The 19,882-nt window shown below is 72.2% G+C and carries 16 protein-coding genes; 5 read left to right on the top strand and 11 right to left on the bottom strand.

Annotated features, from left to right (window positions below; translation table 11 throughout):
* Nucleotides 1–12: 12 nt before the first annotated feature.
* The 7 genes from ABD296_RS07845 to ABD296_RS07815 all read right to left on the bottom strand — a co-directional run bounded on the left by ABD296_RS07845 (nt 13) and on the right by ABD296_RS07815 (nt 8,163).
* Nucleotides 13–381, bottom strand: a complete 369-nt coding sequence (locus tag ABD296_RS07845; RefSeq protein ID WP_344263065.1) for a hypothetical protein — start codon at nt 379–381, stop codon at nt 13–15.
* Nucleotides 378–2,552 (bottom strand): SseB family protein, encoded by a 2,175-nt coding sequence (locus ABD296_RS07840; protein WP_344263062.1) that lies wholly within the window; start codon nt 2,550–2,552, stop codon nt 378–380. The genes ABD296_RS07845 and ABD296_RS07840 overlap by 4 nt, the downstream gene beginning before the upstream one ends.
* A gap of 62 nt (nt 2,553–2,614) precedes the next feature.
* Nucleotides 2,615–4,489 carry a TY-Chap domain-containing protein gene (locus tag ABD296_RS07835; protein ID WP_344263060.1) on the bottom strand — a complete coding sequence of 625 codons (1,875 nt, stop codon included), beginning with the start codon at nt 4,487–4,489 and terminating at the stop codon, nt 2,615–2,617.
* A 97-nt stretch (nt 4,490–4,586) separates the two neighbouring features.
* Nucleotides 4,587–6,137, bottom strand: coding sequence for a hypothetical protein (locus ABD296_RS07830; protein WP_344263203.1), 1,551 nt, complete (start codon nt 6,135–6,137; stop codon nt 4,587–4,589).
* 171 nt (nt 6,138–6,308) lie between these two features.
* Nucleotides 6,309–6,557 carry a hypothetical protein gene (locus ABD296_RS07825; RefSeq protein WP_344263059.1) on the bottom strand — a complete coding sequence of 83 codons (249 nt, stop codon included), beginning with the start codon at nt 6,555–6,557 and terminating at the stop codon, nt 6,309–6,311.
* Nucleotides 6,558–6,698: 141 nt separating this feature from the next.
* Nucleotides 6,699–7,475, bottom strand: coding sequence for a cytochrome b/b6 domain-containing protein (locus tag ABD296_RS07820; protein ID WP_344263058.1), 777 nt, complete (start codon nt 7,473–7,475; stop codon nt 6,699–6,701).
* On the bottom strand, nt 7,462–8,163 hold the full coding sequence (locus ABD296_RS07815) for a molybdopterin-dependent oxidoreductase (protein ID WP_344263057.1): 702 nt from the start codon (nt 8,161–8,163) through the stop codon (nt 7,462–7,464). The genes ABD296_RS07820 and ABD296_RS07815 overlap by 14 nt, the downstream gene beginning before the upstream one ends.
* Nucleotides 8,164–8,320: 157 nt before the next feature.
* Between ABD296_RS07815 and ABD296_RS07810 the strand changes: the two genes are divergently transcribed.
* From ABD296_RS07810 to ABD296_RS07800, 3 genes are all read left to right on the top strand, one after another.
* Nucleotides 8,321–8,902, top strand: coding sequence for an HhH-GPD-type base excision DNA repair protein (locus ABD296_RS07810; RefSeq protein ID WP_344263055.1), 582 nt, complete (start codon nt 8,321–8,323; stop codon nt 8,900–8,902).
* Nucleotides 8,903–9,304: 402 nt separating this feature from the next.
* Nucleotides 9,305–11,443 carry a SpoIIE family protein phosphatase gene (locus ABD296_RS07805; protein WP_344263053.1) on the top strand — a complete coding sequence of 713 codons (2,139 nt, stop codon included), beginning with the start codon at nt 9,305–9,307 and terminating at the stop codon, nt 11,441–11,443.
* A 264-nt stretch (nt 11,444–11,707) separates the two neighbouring features.
* Nucleotides 11,708–13,369 (top strand): RNA polymerase sigma factor, encoded by a 1,662-nt coding sequence (locus ABD296_RS07800; RefSeq protein ID WP_344263051.1) that lies wholly within the window; start codon nt 11,708–11,710, stop codon nt 13,367–13,369.
* Between the two features lie 96 nt (nt 13,370–13,465).
* Here ABD296_RS07800 and ABD296_RS07795 read toward each other — a convergent pair whose 3' ends face one another.
* Entirely contained in the window at nt 13,466–14,206 is a 741-nt protein-coding gene (locus ABD296_RS07795; RefSeq protein WP_344263049.1) for a YaaA family protein, read from the bottom strand.
* Nucleotides 14,207–14,247: 41 nt separating this feature from the next.
* Between ABD296_RS07795 and ABD296_RS07790 the strand changes: the two genes are divergently transcribed.
* Nucleotides 14,248–14,991 (top strand): GNAT family N-acetyltransferase, encoded by a 744-nt coding sequence (locus tag ABD296_RS07790; protein ID WP_344263046.1) that lies wholly within the window; start codon nt 14,248–14,250, stop codon nt 14,989–14,991.
* Nucleotides 14,992–15,187: 196 nt separating this feature from the next.
* On the opposite strand, the gene ABD296_RS07785 is transcribed toward ABD296_RS07790, so the two are convergent.
* The 3 genes from ABD296_RS07785 to ABD296_RS07775 form a co-directional block, all read right to left on the bottom strand.
* The gene (locus ABD296_RS07785) at nt 15,188–15,412 is read right to left on the bottom strand and encodes a DUF7455 domain-containing protein (RefSeq protein ID WP_344263044.1); all 225 of its coding nucleotides are present in this window, start codon (nt 15,410–15,412) and stop codon (nt 15,188–15,190) included.
* Nucleotides 15,413–15,549: 137 nt separating this feature from the next.
* Entirely contained in the window at nt 15,550–16,623 is a 1,074-nt protein-coding gene (locus tag ABD296_RS07780; protein WP_344263042.1) for an ABC transporter permease, read from the bottom strand.
* Complete coding sequence (locus ABD296_RS07775; RefSeq protein ID WP_344263040.1) at nt 16,620–17,522, bottom strand: ABC transporter ATP-binding protein; 903 nt, start codon at nt 17,520–17,522, stop codon at nt 16,620–16,622. Before ABD296_RS07775 ends, ABD296_RS07780 begins: the two co-directional genes overlap by 4 nt.
* Before the next feature lie 226 nt (nt 17,523–17,748).
* On the opposite strand from ABD296_RS07775, the gene ABD296_RS07770 reads away from it, so the two are divergent.
* The gene (locus tag ABD296_RS07770; protein WP_407061449.1) at nt 17,749–19,839 is read left to right on the top strand and encodes a DNA gyrase/topoisomerase IV subunit B; all 2,091 of its coding nucleotides are present in this window, start codon (nt 17,749–17,751) and stop codon (nt 19,837–19,839) included.
* Nucleotides 19,840–19,882 lie beyond the last annotated feature (43 nt).

Raw genomic sequence — 19,882 nt, 5'->3', positions numbered from 1 at the left:
AATACGGCTGCCTCAGACGGCGTCCTCGCGCACGTCCTCGACCTCGTGCTTCGACGCCCACGCCTGGTACACGCCGCGGTCGAACAGCTCGAGCCCGAGGCCCTCGGCCACCGGCGCCTTCCCGCCTGTGTACTCCACGCGCAGCCATCCCTGGTGCTCGCCGAGCACCACGAACGGCTCGCCGCGCCACGTGCAGTGGGTGCTGACGTACGTGACGTCCTCCACCTCGGCGGCGGGCACCACCTGCACGTACCGGCCCGGTCCGATCTGCCGGAACCCGTCGGCGTGCTCGCCCGTGTAGAGCCGCACGCGGTCCGCGTCCGGGCTGGCCTCGTACTCGGTGCCGCGCCAGCGCGCGTAGAAGCCGTGCCGGATCCTCATCCGCGTCCTCCCGGCAGCCTGACGAGCCATCGGCGCAGGTCGGCGTCGTACGCCGCGACCAGGGACTCCCGGGCCCCCGCGTCGAGCCGGTACAGCTCGGCGCCGTGCGGCAGCCGCTGGCTCTCGATCTTGAACTCGGGGACGGCGGGACCGTCGCCCGGCGCGTACCCCGAACCGGGGAACGGCGCCTTCTCGATCACCCATCCGCCCGGGATGATCCCCATGCTCCACTCGTCGATGCCCCCCAGCGGCCGCCGGAACAGGGACGGCTTCACCGCGGGCCACCGGATGACGAAGATCTCCTCGTCGCCGGGGGAGAACGGCGACCCCTCGTACACCAGGCCCAGGCCGCGGATCAGCGCGGCGGGGGTGTTCAGTTCGGCCACGTCCTGGAGCCGGTGCACGTATCCCGCCACGAGGTCGTAACCGCCTTCGAGGTAATGCTGCACATGCTCGCGCCGCAAGACCTTCTGCATGACCAGGACGTCGGTGGCGGTCTCCACCGGCCCCGCGCTCATCGGCGCCGCGTCGCTCGGCGGCCCGCTCTCGGGCGCGACGTCGCCCGCATGCGGGGCCTGCTCCGGCCGTGTCTCCCGGCCGGGCTCCACGCGGTCGAACGCGGGTGCCTGCGGCGGCGGCCCCTGGACGGGGGCCTCCTCATGCGTGCGCGCGGGCGGCTGGAACGGGGGCGCGGTCGCGGCCTGCTCGGGACGGTCGGCACTTCTGTGGTCAGGCTCAGGTGGCCGCGGGACGTCCCGTGCCGTGGACCGCGCGCTCACCGCGGGCGCGGGCGGTGCGCCATACGTCCGCGGGCTCTCGGGAACCATCGGCGGGTTGAACGGGGCGGGCTGCGGATTGCCGGTCGGCGGGGCGGCATGGGGGACGGGCCGCGGCACGGGCGCGGGTCCTTGCTCCCGCGGCGCATGCGGTACCGGCTGCGGGGGTGCTTGCCGGGCGCCACCGTCCGGCGGCGGAACCGGGAGGCCGTGCGGGTCGGCCGGCGTCTCCCGCGCGCTCACCGGCTCGGACCGCCGCACGGGCGCCGGACGGTCCTGCCGCGGCCGGGGCGGGGCCGGGTCGGCGACGGGCTGTGAGGGGGCCTGTGCGGCCGCGGGGACCCCCGCCGGGGCCCCGGAGTCCTGCTGGGGGTGCGGAGGCGCCTGCGGCGATCTGGCGGCGGCCTGCGGGCGTCCCGCGACCGGCCGGCGGCGCCGCCCGGACGTCCGGGTCGACCGGCCGGCCACCCGGACGTCGGCCGGGTCCGGGACCGCCGGCCGGGCGGGCGGTTCCGGGGCCGCGGGCCGGGCGGGCGGCTCCGCGGCGACGGGCTCGAACAGGGCGTGCGCGTCCAGGTACGAGGCGCTGGGCAGCCCCGGGTCGATCGCGAGCTGCCATTCCGGATGGGGCCAGTGCCGGGACAGGTGCGACAGCGACGCCTCGCGGTGCTGGACGGCCTGCCCCTGCAGCGAGCGGTCCATCGCCTCCGGAGAGGTGAACGCCAGCACGAAGGTGCCGTCGCCGAACTGCGCCGTGGCGAACCGGTGCTCGGCGGTGGGATCGCCGGATGCTGGCAGGTACAGCGTCGCGCGCGCCAGCAGCCGCAGGTACGCCTGCTGATCGCCGCGCTCGCGCGCCTCGATGAGCGCGGCCTGCAGGGCGGTGCCGGACGGGCCGGCCGCACGGGCGGCGTCCTGCCCTCCGGGCGGGCCCTCGGCCTCGGGAACGGCCAGCGGGATGCCGAGGCCGGGAAGCGCCAGCGGCCCGCCCTCAGGCCCCATCCGGCTCGCCTGGTAGACGAGTTCGAGCGGGGACTCGGTCCCGTAGACGTCGCGGAAGGCGCCGACCATCTGGCCGGCGAGCATCGCGGCCGACTCCAGCATCTCCTCGGACGCGCGGTTGCCGCGCTCGCGCCAGGTGTAGCGGTTCCACCAGTTGCGCCGTTCCTCGCCGTCGGGCGGCTCCCACCCGAGGGTGGTGAGGCGCCGTTCCTGGCGGGGAGCGAGCGGGCGGGGCAGGAACGCGCTGCCGACCGCCTCGGCGTCGAGGCCGCCCTCGATGCGCATCGCCTGCGCGTACGGCAGGCCGCTCGGTCCCTGCACGATGAGGAACGACTTGACGGGGAGGCGCGACAGCTCCAGCGTCAGCCGTTTGGCGAAGTCGTTCCAGTCCACTCGGGGTCCACTCTCGCGTCCGGGGGTGGGATTGCCGTACCCGACGGTAGCCGAACGCTGCGTCACTCCGCCCGGGGAGCCGGGAGGGCGTCGGTCCGCGCCGGGCTCCACACACCGCCGATGGCGTCGTAGACGGCGACGGGGACGTCGTCGTCCTCGCCGGTGGAGCGCCACAGACGGGTGCCGTGGGGCGGCTGCATGGGCACCTGTACGGGAACCTGCATGGAGACACCGCCGGGCTGCTGAACGCCCGCGGCCGGTTGCGCACCGACCGGCTGTACTTCGGTCTGCCGCACGGCGGGCTGCTGCTCGACGACCGGCTGCACCTCAGGTTGCTGAGCGGGGGCCTGTTGCACATCGGGCCGTTGCACATCGGGTTGTGGTGTGCCGGGCTGTTGCGCGGCCGGCGGTTCGCCGGCGGGCGGTGTCCCTTCCGTCGGGGCGCCCAGGGGGGCGGCGGCCGGTTCGGGCTCCGGGGTCTCCGGCTTGGCCCTTCCCAGGTCCGGTGTACCGGCTTCCAGCGCCGCCCTCAACTCCTCCGCCGTGTACGGGTCGATCGCGGTGCCGGAGTCGTCGTAGGGGTCGTCGGCGCGGCCACTCCCGTTGAGACCGGGAATCCCGTTGAGACCGCTCGCCCCGTTCAGGCCCGGGATCCCGTTGACGGCGGGCGAACCGTTGACGGGGAACGAGCCGTTGATCTCCGGCGACGGCCCGTTGGCGCCGGGCTGCCCGTACATGCCCGAACCGTCGGGCGCGGACGCCGGCCCGCTGCCGGCATGGCCGGGACCGGCCGCCGTGTCCGGACCGGCGCCGCCGTAGGGGCCGGGGACCTCGGCACCGGTGGACGGCGTCTCGCGCTGGGCGGCCTCCAGGCGGGCGAGGGCGGACGCGTCCAGCAGGACCTCGCTCGGCAGCCCGGGATTGACGGCCAGCTGCCAGGACGGGTCCGGCCAGCCCGCCGCCAGCAGGGCGAACGACGTGCGCCGGTAGAGCGGGTGCTGGTCGCCCGTGCGGGCCAGCGCACCGGGGGACGTGAACAGCGTGACGTAGGTGCCGCTGCCGATCGTGATCGTCGGCAGCTCGGCGCGGTCGGGGTTCTCGACGGCGTGCCCCGTCGCCGGGAGCACGAGGTCGGCGCCCGCGAGAAGGGTGAAGTAGGTGGCGTGGTCGCCGCGCTCCTTGGCCTCGGCCAGGCGCGCCTCGAGCAGCTCGGCGTCGCCGCCGGGGGCCCCGGCGGGCGGCACCGGCATGGGCGGTCCGGCGGGCGGCGAGCCGGCCGGGTGCGGCGTGATGGGCGGCGGACCGGCGGACGGCGGGGTGACGGGCGGAGGCGTGACGGGCGGCAGGCCTCCGGGTGGCAGGCCTCCGGGTGGCAGGGCGGCGGGCGGCAGGCCGGGGGCCGCCGGGCGCGCGCCGTCAGGGCCGGCCGCCTGCGGGGCGATCGCGGCCGACGAGCGGCGCTTGCTCACCCGGGACGGGTCCGCGATTTCGATGCCGAAGTCCAGCAGCTCGATCAGGCCGGTGCCGTGCCGGTGGAACGACTCGTACACCAGGTCGGAGGGGCGGCGGACGCCTTGGACGTCGCGCAGCGCGGTGACCATCACCTCGGCCAGCCGCGCGTAGTCGCCGACGGTCACCGACCGCATCCCGCCGGGCGTGCCGGCCTCGGGCAGCTCGGTCCACCAGTTGCGGGGCGCGGGGTCGGCGGGCGGGCGCCAGCCCGCGTCGCTCATGACCTCCTCGTCGGCCGGCGTGAGCAGCAGCGGCCCGTCGAGGAAGTTGTTGCTGACCGCCTCGGCGTACAGCCGGTCCGGCTCGCGCATCGCCTGCACGTAGTGCCGGCTCTCGTCGCGTTCGCGCACGATCAGGATGGTGTCCCGGTCGAGACCCGCCAGTTCACGCCCCAGCCGGCGGGCGAACTCGGACCACTCCAACAAGATCACTCCCTACGACCGGGGGCGGTCCCGGGCCCCCGCGAGACCATGCCCGAGATCCGATGATTGTCGCCGGGGACGCCGGGCGCAAACCGGGAGTTCACTCGGGCGGCGGTTCGTGACGCAGGACACGCAGCGCCTCCCTGAGGGCGTCCGGGTCGTCGCCGCAGCGATCGAGGACGCCGATGAGTTTGTGCAGGATCTCGTGGCGTTCATGGCCGATGTCCAGCAGCGACTGGGCGGTCTCCCACAGCTGCGGCGGGTCGCCCCTCCACAGCCGGTCGGTGAGCCTCTCGTGCGCGTCCAGATGCTCCTCGTCCGCGCCGGGGTGCTCGAACTCCAGGATGACGCGGCGGTCGGCCGGATCGGACGGGTCGAGCGCCGACAGGTCGACCGAGCCGTGCCGGCCGGAGCGCCGGTGGGTGCCGGACAGGAACGGCAGCGCGAACGCGCGGCGGGGGAGCGCCTCGAGCTCCCCGTCGGGCAACAGCCGGACGACGAGGTCGCGGTCGAGACCGAAAGCGGACGGGTCGCGGTACGCCTCGGCGAACTTCCCGGTCGCGTCCCACACGGCGTCCAGGGTCGCCCTGACGCCCTCCTCGGGAAGGCCGGTGCGCTTGCCCGCCCAGCGGACCCACGCCGCCAGCACGTGCGGCACGGCCTCCTGCTCGGCGGGGGACAGGAGGACCTTGCGGGGCAGCCAGTCGAGCAGGAACATCTCGCACTTGATCGGGCTGACCCGCAGCGGGCGGCCGAAGTCGTGCGTGCAGCCGTAGGCGATGATCCGGTCCACGCAGCGGCTGGCGGCCGACAGGTCCGACAGGTCGCCAGCCTCGTCCGAGGCGAGGAACCTCGCCGCGATCGTGGCGCGCCGGTCGCGCCCGTACACCGGCGGCTGCGGCAGGCGCCCGCCCGGCGGGAGGATCCCCACGCGGGCGCGCACGAAGGCGTGGTAGGAGCCGAAGGTGTCGTTGACCGGCGGCTCGGTCGTGTCGTTGGTGAGGTCGAGCGCGCTGCGCAGCAGCGCCTTGGTGTCGCGCGGGTCCAGCTGTTCGAACCGCATCAGGGGGTTGTCGCGCCCTTCGCGGCGGCAGTGGTCGAGGAGTTTGTCGACTTGGGACGACACCCATGCGTCGCGCACCATCCCGCATGCCGGGGGACGCCCGGCACGCGGCGAGGACCGGGACGCCGGGGAGAACGGGGCGTCGGCGTACGGGACGGCTCCGGCCTTGTTGCGGTCGACCAGGACGACCAGCGCGTGCCGGTCGGCGCCGCCGTAGGTGTAGGTGCAGACGATGGAGTCCTGGTCGCCGTACACGTCCCGGGACACGAAGCACTCTTCCGGTTCGACCATGCCGACGCGGTCGGCCCATCCGGGGCGGGCGACGCCCCGCTCCATCAGCTCCAGCGCGGCGCGCTCGGCCCTGGCGGCCTGCCGGGGCGTGCCCAGGTACGCCATCCCGGTGAGCAGCGCGAGCGCGGCGGGCGTCCCGGCGCGCGCGGCGTGGTCGGCCAGCGCCTCGCCGATGACCACCTCGACGTCCCCGGCGGTCACCCGGTGGCCCCACCAGGAGCCGAGGATCTCGCTGACGATCAGCTCGGCGTCCAGCGGGCTGCGCACGGCCAGCAGTTCGCGGGCGTGCCGCAGCATCCCGTCGAAGATCTCGGAGACCTCGCCGGGCGGGGCGGACCCGGCCCGCGCCGGATCCCCGGACGAGGAACGGCGGCTGGGAGGACTCACGGTCCCTAGTTTCTCAGATCCCGCGGCGGCGCGCGCCCGTAAGGCGCCGGACCGCCCCGCGGGACGGGACCGTTCCGGGGCTCAGCCGTCCACCCCGGTTCCCTGGGTCCGCCCTGACGGCGGCTCGGATTTCAGCATGCCGACGAGATGTTCGCGCGCCATGCGCTCCACGCGCGCGGGCGTCGGGTCGAGCCCGAGGTGGGCCATGCACGCCTGGACGTCGGCGACGCACTGGTCCACCGCGTCCGAGGTGAAGTTCGCGAACTCGTCGGCGAGCCGCCGCGTGAGAGCGTCGCGGGTCTCGCTCCGGTGATCGGTCAGTGCAGGCATCTGCGCACACCTCCGCGCACGGGGTCCCGGCGGACGGGGATTGCCGCCGGCCGAGGCGCAGTGCGCGTGGATCACCCCTGGTAGGGGGCTTCCGCCCGAACGTCGCCTCGATGTCTCATTCCAGCGCGTTCCTGGGGAGAGTCAAGACATACCGGGGCGTCGTTTCGCAAATTCTGGACCGCCTTCTCCGGTCGCGCCGGAGACCTCCTCGCCCGATGCCGTGCCGGACCCGCCGTCCGGCGCTCTGGCGGCGCCCCGTTGGACCGCGTCCAACCAGCCCGGGTGGTGCCTGGCCGCCCAGTCGCGGTCGACGCGGCCGGTGAGCATCCCGCCGAGCGCGTTCTTGTCCCGGAACGCCTCCCACAGGTGCCCCGCCACGACGATGACGATGATGAGGAAGAGCCAGTCGTGCACGAATGTGGCGCCCGTGCGCCAATGGACCGGCCACGGGTCCGGGAACGTCAGCATCTCCCCGGTGCCGAGCATCAGCAGGATCGCGCCCGCCGTGAACGCCGCGTTCAGTTTCTGGCCGGCGTTGAACTTGCCCACGGGCAGGACGCCACGGCCGTGCCGCACGGCCCTGCGGTCGCCACGCTTCAGCCACTCCCAGTCGTGCGGCGCGAACCTGTTGAGGCTGCGCAGGTCGGTCCGGAACGCCCTGGAGACGAGGCCGAGGACGATGGGGGCCGGCAACGCGAAACCGCACCACACGTGGACGGTCTTCACCAGTTCGCGGTGCCCGACCACCGTGGACAGCATCGGCAGGTAGAGCATGCCCGCCGTGACGAGGCACACCCCCATCAGCAGCGCGGTCACATGGTGGATCGCCCGTTCGGCCCGCGTGAACCGCAGCATCCACACCGGCCGTGCCGGCCCGGGGCGGGTCGGTTCGTGACGGACGGCGTCATGTGGGTGCATCGTCACGTCCGTTCGACCGGCCGACCCAGGCGTCCACGTCGTAGCCGAGGTCCTCCCAGTAGCCCGGCTTGACCTTGTCGGTGAGTTCGATGCCGCCCAGCCACTTCAGGGACTTGTAGCCGTACATGGGCGCGACATAGAGCCGGGTGGGGCCGCCGTGGTCATGCGTGACCGGCTTGCCGTCCATCTGCGTCGCGACTAGGACGTCGCGGCGTCGCGCCTGGGCCAGTGTCAGCGACTCGGTGTAGACGCCGTCGAACGACTTGAACCGGACGGCCTTGGCCTGCGGTGACACCCCCACCGCGTCCAGGAGGTCGGGGAGGGCGACGCCCACCCACCGCACGTCCGGCACCCGCCAGCCCGTCACGCATTGGAAGTCCTTGTCGAGCACCGTCTGCGGCAGGCGCGCCAGGTCGGCCATGCTGAACGCCTGAGGCTTGTCGACCAGGCCGCCCACGGTTATCCGGTGCGTGGCGACACTGTGCCGCTTAACGCTTCCGGTGACGGAGTAGTAACGGAACCCTCCGGCCGCAGGGAGGACGTCCTGGATCCCGCCCACGGGCGCCAGGGCGCGGTTCACCTTGTTCTGTACGGATGCCCCCACGGCGACCCCCGCGACGCCGAGGCCGAGCATCCCGAGCACGACCCGCCGCCCTACGGGACTGCCTTCTGCCGGCTCCTCGTTCACCTCTCCATTCGAGCACTGCGACCTGTGAACCGCCAGGTTCCGGGCGCCCTCGTAAGACTTCTGACAGATTCGACGCCGCCGGCGCCGCCGACCGGGAGGCGGCGCCGGCCGCCTGTACCGGCCGACCGGCACCGGACGGCGGTCCTAAGCTGGCCCCATGGCCACGAAGGTTCACCTAGCGCAGCGGCCCGAGGCCGACGAACTGCTGGGCCGCAGCCCGCTCGCCGCATTGGTGGGAATGCTCCTCGACCAGCAGATCCCGATGGAATGGGCGTTCTCGGGCCCTTACACGATCGCGCAGCGGCTCGGGACGGACGATCTCCACGCCCACGAGATCGCCGCCTGCGATCCGGAGCGGTTCGCGGCGCTGTTGTCGGAGAAGCCGGCCGTGCACCGTTACCCCGGTTCGATGGCCAAGCGGGTGCAGCAGTTGTGCCGGTACGTCGTCGAGAACTACGACGGGGACGCCGAGAGGGTGTGGAAGGACGCGGCCGACGGCAAGGAGCTGTTCAAGCGGCTGAACGGGCTGCCCGGCTTCGGCAGGCAGAAGGCGCAGATCTTCCTGGCGCTGCTGGGCAAGCAGTACGGGGTCCGGCCGGAGGGCTGGCGGGAGGCGGCGGGCGCGTACGGCGAGGAGGGCTCGCACCGGTCGGTCGCCGACATCACCGGCCCGGAGTCGCTGGCGAAGGTGCGCGCCTTCAAACAGGAGACGAAGGCCGCCGCCAAGGCCGGTAAGTAGCGCCGGCGGGTAAGGGAAGCCGGACACAGAAACAGTCTTTATCGCCTTTTTTCTACCAAATCGGGCGGAGGGTGGCCGGAACGGCCGGCGACCGGAAACTCGCCGAAGCGGCGGGGTTGGCCGCCCATCCCGCCCCGGGCGCCGTAACATCGCCTACTCGCCCTCCTCATGGGCCGCGTCCGGCGTCCCGTAGGAAGGCGTCCGAATCCCGCGCCGTCGCATGGGAGCACAGAGACAAGGATGTCCTTCAGGGCTTCCGTAGGCGGCGAACCACCGGGATGATGAATACCTGACTCCGACCGGTGTTGTGATGGAGGCGGGAGCGCTAGCCTGCTCCCATTCACTCATAGTGATGAAAACTTGTCGCGCGGTACGGGACCCTCTGGGGCGGAGGTGTTGTCCATGAGCACCGAGACGTCCGTTCCCCAACCCCGCGTCTCAGGGGTGGAGGGGCAGCCCATGGATGCGTCCGACTCCGCGCTGTACGCGACCCTGCTGAAGGAGGCCCCCGGCGGCCTGGCGTTCTTCGACGGCGACCTGCGCTGCCGCAGGGCCAACGACGCGCTCGCGGCGCTGCTCGGCGTGGACGTCCGCGACCTGCAGCGGCGGCGCCCCGCCGAGGTGCTGCCCGAGACCCTGGCGGGCGCGTTCGAGACGGCGCTGCGCACCGTGCTCGCCGAGGACCGCCCGCTGGCCGACCTCGACCTCGTCGTCCCCGCCGACGGCGAGCCCGGACGCGCGGGAGAGGCGGCGGCGGTCGCCACCGCCGTCGAGGAGCGCATCCTCGCCTGCACGTGGCTGCCCGCCCGCGGGTCCGGCGGCGAGCGGCTCGGCGTCGTGCTGACCGCGCTGGACGTGACCGAGCGGCGCCGCGCCGAGGAGGTCATCCGGCGCAAGGAGCAGCGCTACCGCTCGCTCGTGGAGGCCAGCGCCCAGGTGGTCTGGGTGGCCGCGCCCGGCGGCGGCGTGATCGACGACGCCCCGGAATGGCGCGCGATCACCGGCCAGGCCTCCGAGGACTACGCCGTCGGCGGCTGGATGGCGGTCGTCCACCCCGAGGACCGTCCCCGCATCGAGGCGGCCTGGCGCGAATGCGTCGCGGAGAACCGGGTCTTCGAGACCAACTACCGGATCCGCACCAAGAGCGGCACGTACCGGCACTTCGACGTGCGGGCCGTCCCGATCCGGCGCGGTGACGAGGTCATCGAGTGGGTCGGTGCCAACACCGACGTCACGGGCCAGCGCGAGGCCGAGGAGATGCGCGGGCGGCTGACCGAGCAGCTGTCGGCCGCGGCGCTGCGCACCGCGCGGCTCCAGCAGGCCACCTCGATGCTCGCCGAGGCGCTGACCGTCTCGCAGGTCGTCCAGGTGATCACCGAGGTCGGGCGGTCCGCCATCGGCGCCGACTACTCGGCCGTGGCGCTGCTGGACGACGACAAGCTGCGCCTCAGCATCGTCACCCCGTCCCAGCCCGGCGCGGAGGGCGACGCCCGCCCGGCCTCTCGGGACGACATCAAGGTCGCCGACCAGACCGTCATGTCCGTCGCGGTGCGCGAGAGCCGGCCGTTCCTGGCCGAGCACCCCGACAGCCTGCGCCTGCAACTCGGCCGCGACGAGAAGGAGCTGTTCGCCCAGCATCCCGAGGAGCGCGCCTGGGTGGGCCTGCCCCTGCTGGCCGCGGGCGCCCCGATAGGCGCGCTGCGCTTCTCCTTCACCCGGCCCAGGGAGATCACCGAGGAGGAGCGGGTCTTCCTGGAGGCGCTCGCCGGGCAGTGCGCCCTGGCGGTGGAGCGCGCGCTGCTGTTCGAACGCGAGCACCGGACCGCCGAGGAGCTCCAGCGCAGCCTTCTCCCCAGTGACCTCCCGCAGCTGCCCGGCATGGTGCTGGCGGCCCGCTACAACCCGGCCACCCGCCATGTCCAGGTCGGCGGCGACTGGTACGACGTCTTCCGGCTCCCCGACGACCGGCTCGCGGTCGCGGTGGGCGACGTCATGGGCAAGGGCGTGCTCGCCGCGGCCGGAATGGGACGCGTCCGCAACGCGCTGCGCGCGCTCGCGCTGAACGACCCGCGGCCCGCCGCGGTGCTCGCCGGACTCGACCGGCTGTTCAGCGCCACCGAGGACGAGGAGCAGTTCACCACGGTCGCGTACGCGGTCATCGACCCCGAGACGGGCCGCGGCGCCTTCAGCAACGCCGGCCACCCGCCACCCCTTCTGATCTCTCCGGACGCGCCCGCGCGCGTGAGCACGCGCGAGCCCGGCACGCCGCTCGGCTGGCCGAGCCAGCGGCAGCAGACAAGTTTTTCCATCGAGACCGGCAACACTGTGGTCTTCTATTCCGATGGACTTGTGGAGAACCGTAGGCGTGGGGTGGACGCCGGGCTGGAGGAACTCGTCGCGACGGCCGCGGACGCCCCACCTGAAGTGGTAGGAGATCCAGAAAGACTCGTCGACTTCCTGGTCGATCGGATGCTTGCCGGGTACGAGCAGGTAGACGATGTGACCGTGCTCGCCCTGCACGTCCCGCCCAAGTCCTGGTGAAACCCGAGTGAAGCCCGCCGCAGACGGTGAGAAGTCGGTCCCGCCCGTACGAAGGACCGCCTCGCGCCCTCTAAGGTGGAGAGTTACCGGGTAGGACCTCAGGGCGGAATGCGCAGCAGTGCCAGAATGCTTGACCCAGTGAGAGCGGGTACGCTGCGGTCCCGCACCGGGAGGTCCGCCCAGTGTGTGGTCCCACCCAGTGTGAGGCCGGGCCCGTCAGGGCACTTGGGTCAACCAAGCCACACGTTCGTTCGAGAGGTATTTGTGTCGCCTGCTAGCTCGACCTCGAAAGCGTCAGATCTGCACGATCACGTCATCGCGCAACTGATCGAGCGTGGACGGTCCCAGGGTTACCTCGAAGCCGACGACGTACGCCGTACGTTCGAGGAGGCCGACATCCCCGTGTCGAAGGCCTCCAGCATTCTGCGGAGCCTCAGCAAGGAGGGTGTGACCGTCGTGGTGAGCGCTGCCGATTCCGCGGCGCCCAAGCGTTCGCGCAAGCGCGCGGCGCCGCCGGCGCGCAGGCCCAGGACCGCCGCTGCCGCCAAGGAGCAGCCCGACACGGTGACCGCGGTCGTCGGCGACGACGCGGCCCCCGAGGAGCCCGCGCCGCGCCCGGAGGCCCCGAGGCCCGCGGCGCCCAAGCCCGCTCCGCCCAAGTCCGCCAAGGCCAAGCCGAAGAAGGCCGCGCCCGCCAAGAAGGCCGCCGCGCAGCCCGCGGCGGTCAAGGCGGCCGCCCCGGCCAAGAAGTCCGACGACCCCGAACTCGACGACGAGGTCGACGTCGACCTCGAAGAGGACCTGAACGACCTCGAGGTCGAACTCGTCGAGGACGCGCCCGCCGAGGTCGAGGAGACGCCCGACGGCGAGGAGGACGAGGCCCCGGCCGCGCCCGCCGCCGAGAAGGCCGCCCCGGCCGCCAAGAAGGGCGGCGACGCCCCGGCCGAGGAGGAGGGCTTCACCCTCGGCGACGACGACGAGGACGCGCCCGCCCAGCAGATCGCCGCGGCCGGCGCCACCGCCGACCCGGTCAAGGACTACCTCAAGCAGATCGGCAAGGTCCCGCTGCTCAACGCCGAGCAGGAGGTCGAGCTGGCCAAGCGGATCGAGGCCGGCCTGTTCGCCGAGGAGCGCCTGGCCGCCGACGGCCCGGCGCTGGGCGAGGAGGACCTCGAGGACTTCGAGTGGATCGCCGAGGACGGCCGCCGCGCCAAGAACCACCTGCTGGAGGCCAACCTCCGGCTCGTGGTCTCGCTGGCCAAGCGCTACACCGGCCGCGGCATGCTGTTCCTGGACCTGATCCAGGAGGGCAACCTCGGCCTGATCCGCGCGGTCGAGAAGTTCGACTACACCAAGGGCTACAAGTTCTCCACGTACGCCACCTGGTGGATCCGGCAGGCGATCACCCGCGCGATGGCCGACCAGGCCCGCACCATCCGCATCCCGGTGCACATGGTCGAGGTCATCAACAAGCTGGCCCGCGTGCAGCGCCAGATGCTCCAGGACCTGGGCCGCGAGCCCACCCCGGAGGAGCTGGCCAAGGAACTCGACATGACCCCGGAGAAGGTCGTCGAGGTGCAGAAGTACGGCCGCGAGCCGATCTCCCTGCACACCCCGCTCGGTGAGGACGGCGACAGCGAGTTCGGCGACCTCATCGAGGACTCCGAGGCGATCGTCCCGGCCGACGCGGTCAGCTTCACGCTGCTGCAGGAGCAGCTGCACTCGGTGCTCGACACGCTGAGCGAGCGCGAGGCGGGCGTGGTGTCGATGCGGTTCGGGCTGACCGACGGCCAGCCGAAGACGCTGGACGAGATCGGCAAGGTGTACGGGGTGACCCGGGAGCGCATCCGGCAGATCGAGTCCAAGACCATGTCGAAGCTGCGCCACCCGTCCCGCTCGCAGGTGCTGCGGGACTACCTCGACTGACACGTTCTTGTCACCGTGAAGGCCCCCGTCCGGCGGACGGGGGCCTTCACGGTGGTGCGCCGGCGCGTGCGTCCGCGCGGCGCGGGCGGCGGTCCGTCAGGAATGCAGGATCACGTCGAGGTTCGCGCCGTTCAGCTCGGCGGTGTGCCCGAGGCCGGTGACGGCCTTCAGCAGCTCCTCGGGCGTCGCGGGATCGGCGCCCGCCTTGATCAGGTCATGGGCGATCGCGCCCCGGGTCGCCTTGGCCATGTGGCTGACGACCGTCCGTTCGGGCGCGCCGTCCACGATCCGCTCGCGGAAGACGCGGACCGCGACGGCCGGCCCGGGAGCCTTCCAGGCCGACGCGTACGGACCGGAGCGCATGTCGACGATCAGCCCGTCCAGGTCGAGCGTCTTCCGCATCACCGGCCGCCAGAACGTCCCCAGACGGCCCATGGGCGGCAGCGACACCGACATGGACAGCCGGTAGGGCGGGACGCGGTCGGTGAGCCGCAGCGCGCCCCACAGGCCCGAGAAGACCACGATGCGCTCGGCGGCGGCCCGCGCGTCCAGGCTCGGCAGGTCCAGGTTGTCGTAGAGGACGCCCGTGTACAGCCGCGCCGCGGGCAGCGCGGGCGCCTCGCGCAGCGCCCTGTTGCGCTCCAGCGCCTCGTCGACCTGCCCGGCCGGCAGCCCGAGGACCTCCGGCGCGTCCTTGCGGCGGGACGCCCTGGTCAGGGCGGTGATGACCCGCTTGCGCGCCGCGGTCAGCCCCGGGAAGCTCAGCGAGGCCGGGTCGAGGGGCGGCCCGTCGCCCTCGGTAGCCTTCTTCTCCGACGGCGGCAGCAGGATGTGCACGTTCCCCCCGAAAGACGGTGTTCTCTGATGGCTGGCGTTTGATGTCGAAATACTCGACGGTCCAGGGGCCACGGGACCTCGACCGGCTCGTGGCCGAGGCCTGGCCCGCGCGGTCCGTCCAGGATATTGGGGGGTGGCTGCTGCGCCACGCCGACGGCGTCACCAAGCGGGCCAACTCCGTCCTGCCCCTGGGAGCTCCTGAGGACCTCGACGGGGCGCTGCGGCGGACGGAGCGCTTCTACGGCGAGCGCGGGCTGCCTGCGGTGTTCTCCATGAGCGAGCGCGCGCGGCCGGACGGGCTCAACGCGCTCCTGGAGGCGCGGGGCTACGAGCTGGTCGATCCGACGCTCGGCATGGCGGCCGATATCGACGGCCCGTACGAGCGGGACGGCGTGGAGATCGCGGACGAGCCGTCCGCCGGCTGGCTGGACGTCTGGTGGTCGGTGGACGGCCGTTACGACCACCAGTTGCCGACGGCGACGCAGATCCTGACCGGCGTCCCGGCGGGGTACGCATCCCTCGACGGCGTGGCCGTGGGCCGGGGCGTCCCGCAGGGCGAGTGGCTGGGGATCTACGCGATGGCCGTGTCGCCGGAGGCGCGCCGCCGCGGGCTGGGGCGGCGTGTCCTGCGCGCGCTGCTCGGCTGGGGGCGCGAGCAGGGCTGCGAGCGGGCGTACCTGGTCGTCGTCGAGCGGAACGCCCCGGCGCGGGCGATGTACGCGGCCGAGGGGTTCACCGAGTCGGGCGGATACCACTATCGCGTGAAGAGCGTCACGCCGGCGTGAGAAGGCCGGCGGCGCGATGGTCCGCGTCACCGGCCGGCCATTTCATGGATACGCAGCGTGATGAATTGATCACTCAACGAATCCATTCGGTCATTGCCCGGGATGGGGTCCGATGGGACCCGCGACTGAAATGCGAACGGCGGTCACCGTCTCCGGTGACCGCCGCCCGCGGGGCGTGCTATTTCGATGCCTGCCGCTAGTCGTCCACGGCGGCGGCCGGGGTTTCGTTGAGCCTGTCGGTCTCATCCTGAATGTCGGCCCCGTTGGCGCGCAGGGCCTCCGTGTACTTACGCCCGTGGTGGGCGCAGAACAGAAGGTCGCCGCCGCCTACAAGGACCGCACGAACGTAGGCCTGGGCGCCGCAGCGGTCGCACCGGTCGGCGACGGTCAGCGGCTTGGTCGGGGCAAGGGCTCCAGTCACGGCACCTTCCTCATGCTCGGGGTCGGTACTTAGGACAACATCTAACCCGACGTGGACGTTCCCAACCTGCTTCTTCGTACGCCCACAGCAGAATGGCCCAATTAGTGACCGAGGTCACATCGTCCGGCCTGCGATTGTCACGCGGCGTCCCAGCGGAAGAGGCGCATGGCGACGAGCCCGCCCACCACCGCGAAACCGAGCAGGATTCCCATCTGCGGCAGCGCGGACATCGGCCCGAGGCCGCGGCCCATCACGTTCAGCATCCCGGTGTTCAGATACCGCAGCGGGAAGATGTAGGCCAGCGTCCGCATCCACGTCGGCGAGGCGTCCAGCGGGAAGAACGAGCCGCCGAGGAACGCCATCGGCAGCACCACCAGCTGCGTCACCGCCTGGGCCGTCTCCTGCGTCTTCGCCCATGCGCCGATCACCATCCCGATCGCCAGGAAGGCCAGCACCCCCGAGAGCACCATGGGGATGGCCATCCACCAGTAGTGGCCGAGTTTCAGCCCGAACACCGGCAGTTGCGCCACCGCCACGAACAACCCGAACTGCACGAGCGCCACGGCCAGGCTCACCGCGACCCGCGCGGCGAACACCGTGGGCACCGGCGCGGGGGACAGCTGGAGGCGGCGCAGGATGCCCTTCGTCCGCCACGTCACGAGCGTCTGGGACGCCCCGAACACGCCGGCCGACGCCAGCGCCCAGCCCAGCAGGCTCGGCGTGAAGAACTGGATCGCCTTGAGCGAGTCGTCCTCCACCTGCTGCGAGGTCACGCGGTAGGCGGGCGGCTTGCCGGTCGCCGCCTGGTTCGCGCCCTGGACGATCGAGTTCATCAGGCCCTGCACGGTCCCGGACTTCACCTGGTCGGCCGCCGAGTAGTGCACGACCAGCTGGTTCCCGACCTGCTCCACCGCCGCGTCCGCGTCGCCCTTGGTGACCTTGTGCAGCGCGTTGTGCCGGTCCGAGGTCTTGGACAGCTTGAGGGTGTCGCCGAGCTCGTCGCCCCCGTGCGCCATCGCCTGGTCCAGGATCGACACCCGGCCGATCTCCAGCACCTTCACCTTGGAGGTGCTCTGGTGGCCGAACACGCCGCCGAAGATCACCAGGAACATCAGCGGGAACAGAACGGTGAAGAACAGCGCGCCCCGGTCCCGCCGGAAGCCCAGGAACATCGCCCGGGACAGGCTCTTGAAACTCTCCAGTGTGCTCACGCCCTGTACTCCCGTCCGGTGAGCTCCAGAAAGACGTCCTCGAGGGTGGCGCCGCGGATCTGCACCCCGTCCAGCGCGTCCTTGGCGGCCATGGCCGCCACCACCGCGGAGGGGTCCCGGGTGGAGATCGTCAGCGAGACGCCGTCGTCCTCGGCGTCGTCGGCGCCGGGCAGCCGGCGCGCGTCGGCCTCGTTCAGCACGCCGCTGGCGATGCTGATGCGGGCCGGCGCGTCCAGCCCGCGCACCAGCACCGCGGGCGGCCCGAGCCGCAGGATCCGGCCCGAGTCCATGATCGCGACCCGGTCGCACAGCGACTCGGCCTCGTCCATGTAATGCGTGGTCAGGACGATGGTGCGGCCCTCGGTGTTGATGGCGCGCAGCACATCCCACAGGTTGCGCCGCGCCTGCGGGTCCAGCGCGGCGGTCGGCTCGTCCAGGAACACCAGCTCCGGGTCGTGCACGAGCGCGCACGCGATCGACAGCCGCTGCGCCTGCCCGCCCGACAGCTTCTCCACCCGCACGTCCGCCTTGTCGGAGAGCCCGACGGTCTCCAGCATCGCGTCGGCCTTCTTCGCCGGGACGCCGTACAGCGACCCGAACGTCCGGAGCTGCTCGCGCGCGGTGAGCCGCTCGAAGAACGACGACGCCTGCAGCTGCACGCCGATCCGGGGGAGCAGCCGCGGGTTGCGCGGCCACGGGGGGAGACCGAGGACCGAGACCGTCCCCTCGTCGGCCTGCCGCAGCCCCTCGACGATCTCCAGGGTCGTCGTCTTGCCGGCCCCGTTGGGCCCGAGGATCCCGAAGAACTCGCCCTCGTCGACGGCGAACGTCACCCCGTCCACCGCGTTGACGTCCCCGTAGCGCTTACGGAGGCCGCTGACCTCGATCGTTTCTGCCATGGGCAGGACATTAGGGAAGCGTGACGGGCCGGTGCACCCACCTATAGGTGGACGTTGCGGCGGTCCACCCCCGGTTGGGGGAGAATCGGACGGACCGCGGGGGACCGGCGGGAAGATCGTCCGCACGCGCGTGCCGGAAAGGCCGAGGCGGCGAGCCCTTCGAACGTTTGTCGGTGCCCGGGGGTACCCTCTTGCCGAATGTCCTACCCCCGAGGAGCACACGCAGTTGACCGCCGCGACCGCCGAAGCGATGACCGATGACCCGCACGGCTACTCCGCCCGGCACCTCTCGGTGCTGGAGGGGCTGGAGGCCGTGCGGAAGCGACCCGGGATGTACATCGGGTCGACCGACAGCCGTGGCCTGGCGCACTGCCTGTGGGAGATCGTCGACAACAGCGTCGACGAGGCCCTGGCCGGGTACTGCACGCACATCAGCGTGACGATGCGCGCCGACGGGTCGTTCGAGGTGGGCGACAACGGCCGCGGCATCCCGGTCGACCTGGAGCCGAAGACGGGCCTGCCCGGCGTCGAGCTGGTGATGACCAGGCTGCACGCCGGAGGCAAGTTCGGCGGGGTGTCCTACACCGCGTCCGGCGGCCTGCACGGCGTCGGCGCGTCCGTGGTGAACGCCCTGTCGGCCCGGCTGGACGTCGAGGTCGACCGCGAGGGCCACACCCACGCGATCAGCTTCCGGCGCGGCCTGCCCGGCGAGTTCGCCGACGACGGCCGCCCGAACGCCCGGTTCAAGAAGAAGTCGGGGCTGCGGCAGATCCGCAAGGTCGCCAGGAAGGTGACCGGCAACCGCACCCGGTTCTGGCCCGACATGCAGATCTTCCTCCAGGACGCCACGGTCGAGCAGTCCCTCGTCCTGGACCGGATGCGCCAGACCGCCTTCCTGATCCCGGGCCTGACCATCGACGTCCGCGACGAGCGCGGCGAGGAGGTCGTCGAGGAGAGGTTCCGCTTCGACGGCGGCATCAGCGAGTACTGCACCTACCTGGCCAAGGACGCCGCCCTGGTCGAGGTGCTGCGGCTGCAGGGCCGCGGGCACTTCACCGAGACCGTCCCGGTGCTGGACGAGCAGGGCCACCTGACCCCGACCGACGTGGAGCGCGACTTGGAGGTCGACGTCGCGCTGCGCTGGGGCACCGGCTACGACACGGTCACCAGGTCGTTCGTGAACGTGATCGCCACCCCGAAGGGCGGCACCCACCTGCGCGGGTTCGACCGCGCGGTGCTCAAGGTCGTCAACGAGCAGCTGCGCGCCACCCGGCTGCTGAAGAACGGCGACGAGGACGTCATCAAGGAGGACGTCCTGGAGGGCCTGACCGCGGTGGTGACGGTCCGGCTTCCCGAGCCGCAGTTCGAGGGGCAGACCAAGGAGATCCTCGGCACCTCCGCGGCCACCCGGATCGTCTCGCAGGTGGTCACGCGGGAGCTGAAGGAGATCTTCGAGAACCCACCGCGCGGCCAGAAGCAGCCGCTGCGGGCCGTGCTGGAGAAGATCGTCGGGGCGGCCAAGACCCGGATCGCGGCCCGCACCCAGCGCGACAACCAGCGCCGCAAGACCGCGCTGGAGAACTCGGCGCTGCCGGCCAAGCTGGTCGACTGCCGCAACGCCGACGACCGCAGCGAGCTGTTCATCGTCGAGGGCGACTCGGCGCTCGGCACCGCCAAGCTGGCCCGCGACTCCGAGTTCCAGGCGCTGCTGCCGATCCGGGGCAAGATCCTCAACGTGCAGAAGGCGTCCGTCGCGGACATGCTGAAGAACGCCGAGTGCGCCGCGATCATCCAGGTGATCGGGGCCGGGTCGGGCCGCACGTTCGACATCGACGCCGCCCGCTACGGCCGGATCATCCTGATGGCCGACGCCGACGTCGACGGGTCGCACATCCGCACGCTGCTGCTGACGCTGCTGTTCCGCTACATGCGGCCGATGCTGGAGGCGGGGCGGGTGTTCACGGCGGTCCCGCCGCTGCACCGGATCGAGCTGGTCAAGCCCAAGAAGGGCCAGGAGAAGTACGTCTACTGCTACAGCGACGGCGAGCTGACCCGCAAGCTGGTGGAGTTCGAGCGCAAGGGCCAGCGCTGGAAGGAGCCCATCCAGCGGTACAAGGGCCTCGGTGAGATGGACGCCGACCAGCTCGCGGAGACCACGATGGACCCGCGCCACCGCATCCTGCGCCGGATCCGGGTGGAGGACGCGGACGAGGCGGCGAAGATCTTCGATCTGCTGATGGGCAGCGATGTGGCGCCGCGCCGGGAGTTCATCACCGCCGGCGCGTCCGAGCTGGACACCGAGCGCATCGATCTGTAGGCGCATCGGTTCGCGCAGGCGCACGGATCTGTGGGCGCACGGA

Origin of the sequence: Actinomadura napierensis (genome assembly GCF_039529375.1) — a bacterium.
Classification (GTDB): Bacteria; Actinomycetota; Actinomycetes; order Streptosporangiales; family Streptosporangiaceae; genus Spirillospora; species Spirillospora napierensis.
The sequence above is the reverse complement of the archived record's forward strand: the minus strand, read 5'-3'. Positions and strand labels throughout refer to the sequence as shown.

What these genes read in the sequence shown, in the direction of transcription:
- ABD296_RS07845 (WP_344263065.1), bottom strand. Translation starts at nt 381, where the DNA reads ATGAGGATCCGGCACGGCTTCTACGCGCGCTGGCGCGGCACCGAGTAC.
- ABD296_RS07830 (WP_344263203.1), bottom strand. Translation starts at nt 6,137, where the DNA reads ATGCTGCGGCACGCCCGCGAACTGCTGGCCGTGCGCAGCCCGCTGGAC.
- ABD296_RS07825 (WP_344263059.1), bottom strand. Translation starts at nt 6,557, where the DNA reads ATGCCTGCACTGACCGATCACCGGAGCGAGACCCGCGACGCTCTCACG.
- ABD296_RS07820 (WP_344263058.1), bottom strand. Translation starts at nt 7,475, where the DNA reads ATGCACCCACATGACGCCGTCCGTCACGAACCGACCCGCCCCGGGCCG.
- ABD296_RS07810 (WP_344263055.1), top strand. Translation starts at nt 8,321, where the DNA reads ATGGCCACGAAGGTTCACCTAGCGCAGCGGCCCGAGGCCGACGAACTG.
- ABD296_RS07805 (WP_344263053.1), top strand. Translation starts at nt 9,305, where the DNA reads ATGAGCACCGAGACGTCCGTTCCCCAACCCCGCGTCTCAGGGGTGGAG.
- ABD296_RS07790 (WP_344263046.1), top strand. Translation starts at nt 14,248, where the DNA reads ATGTCGAAATACTCGACGGTCCAGGGGCCACGGGACCTCGACCGGCTC.
- ABD296_RS07775 (WP_344263040.1), bottom strand. Translation starts at nt 17,522, where the DNA reads ATGGCAGAAACGATCGAGGTCAGCGGCCTCCGTAAGCGCTACGGGGAC.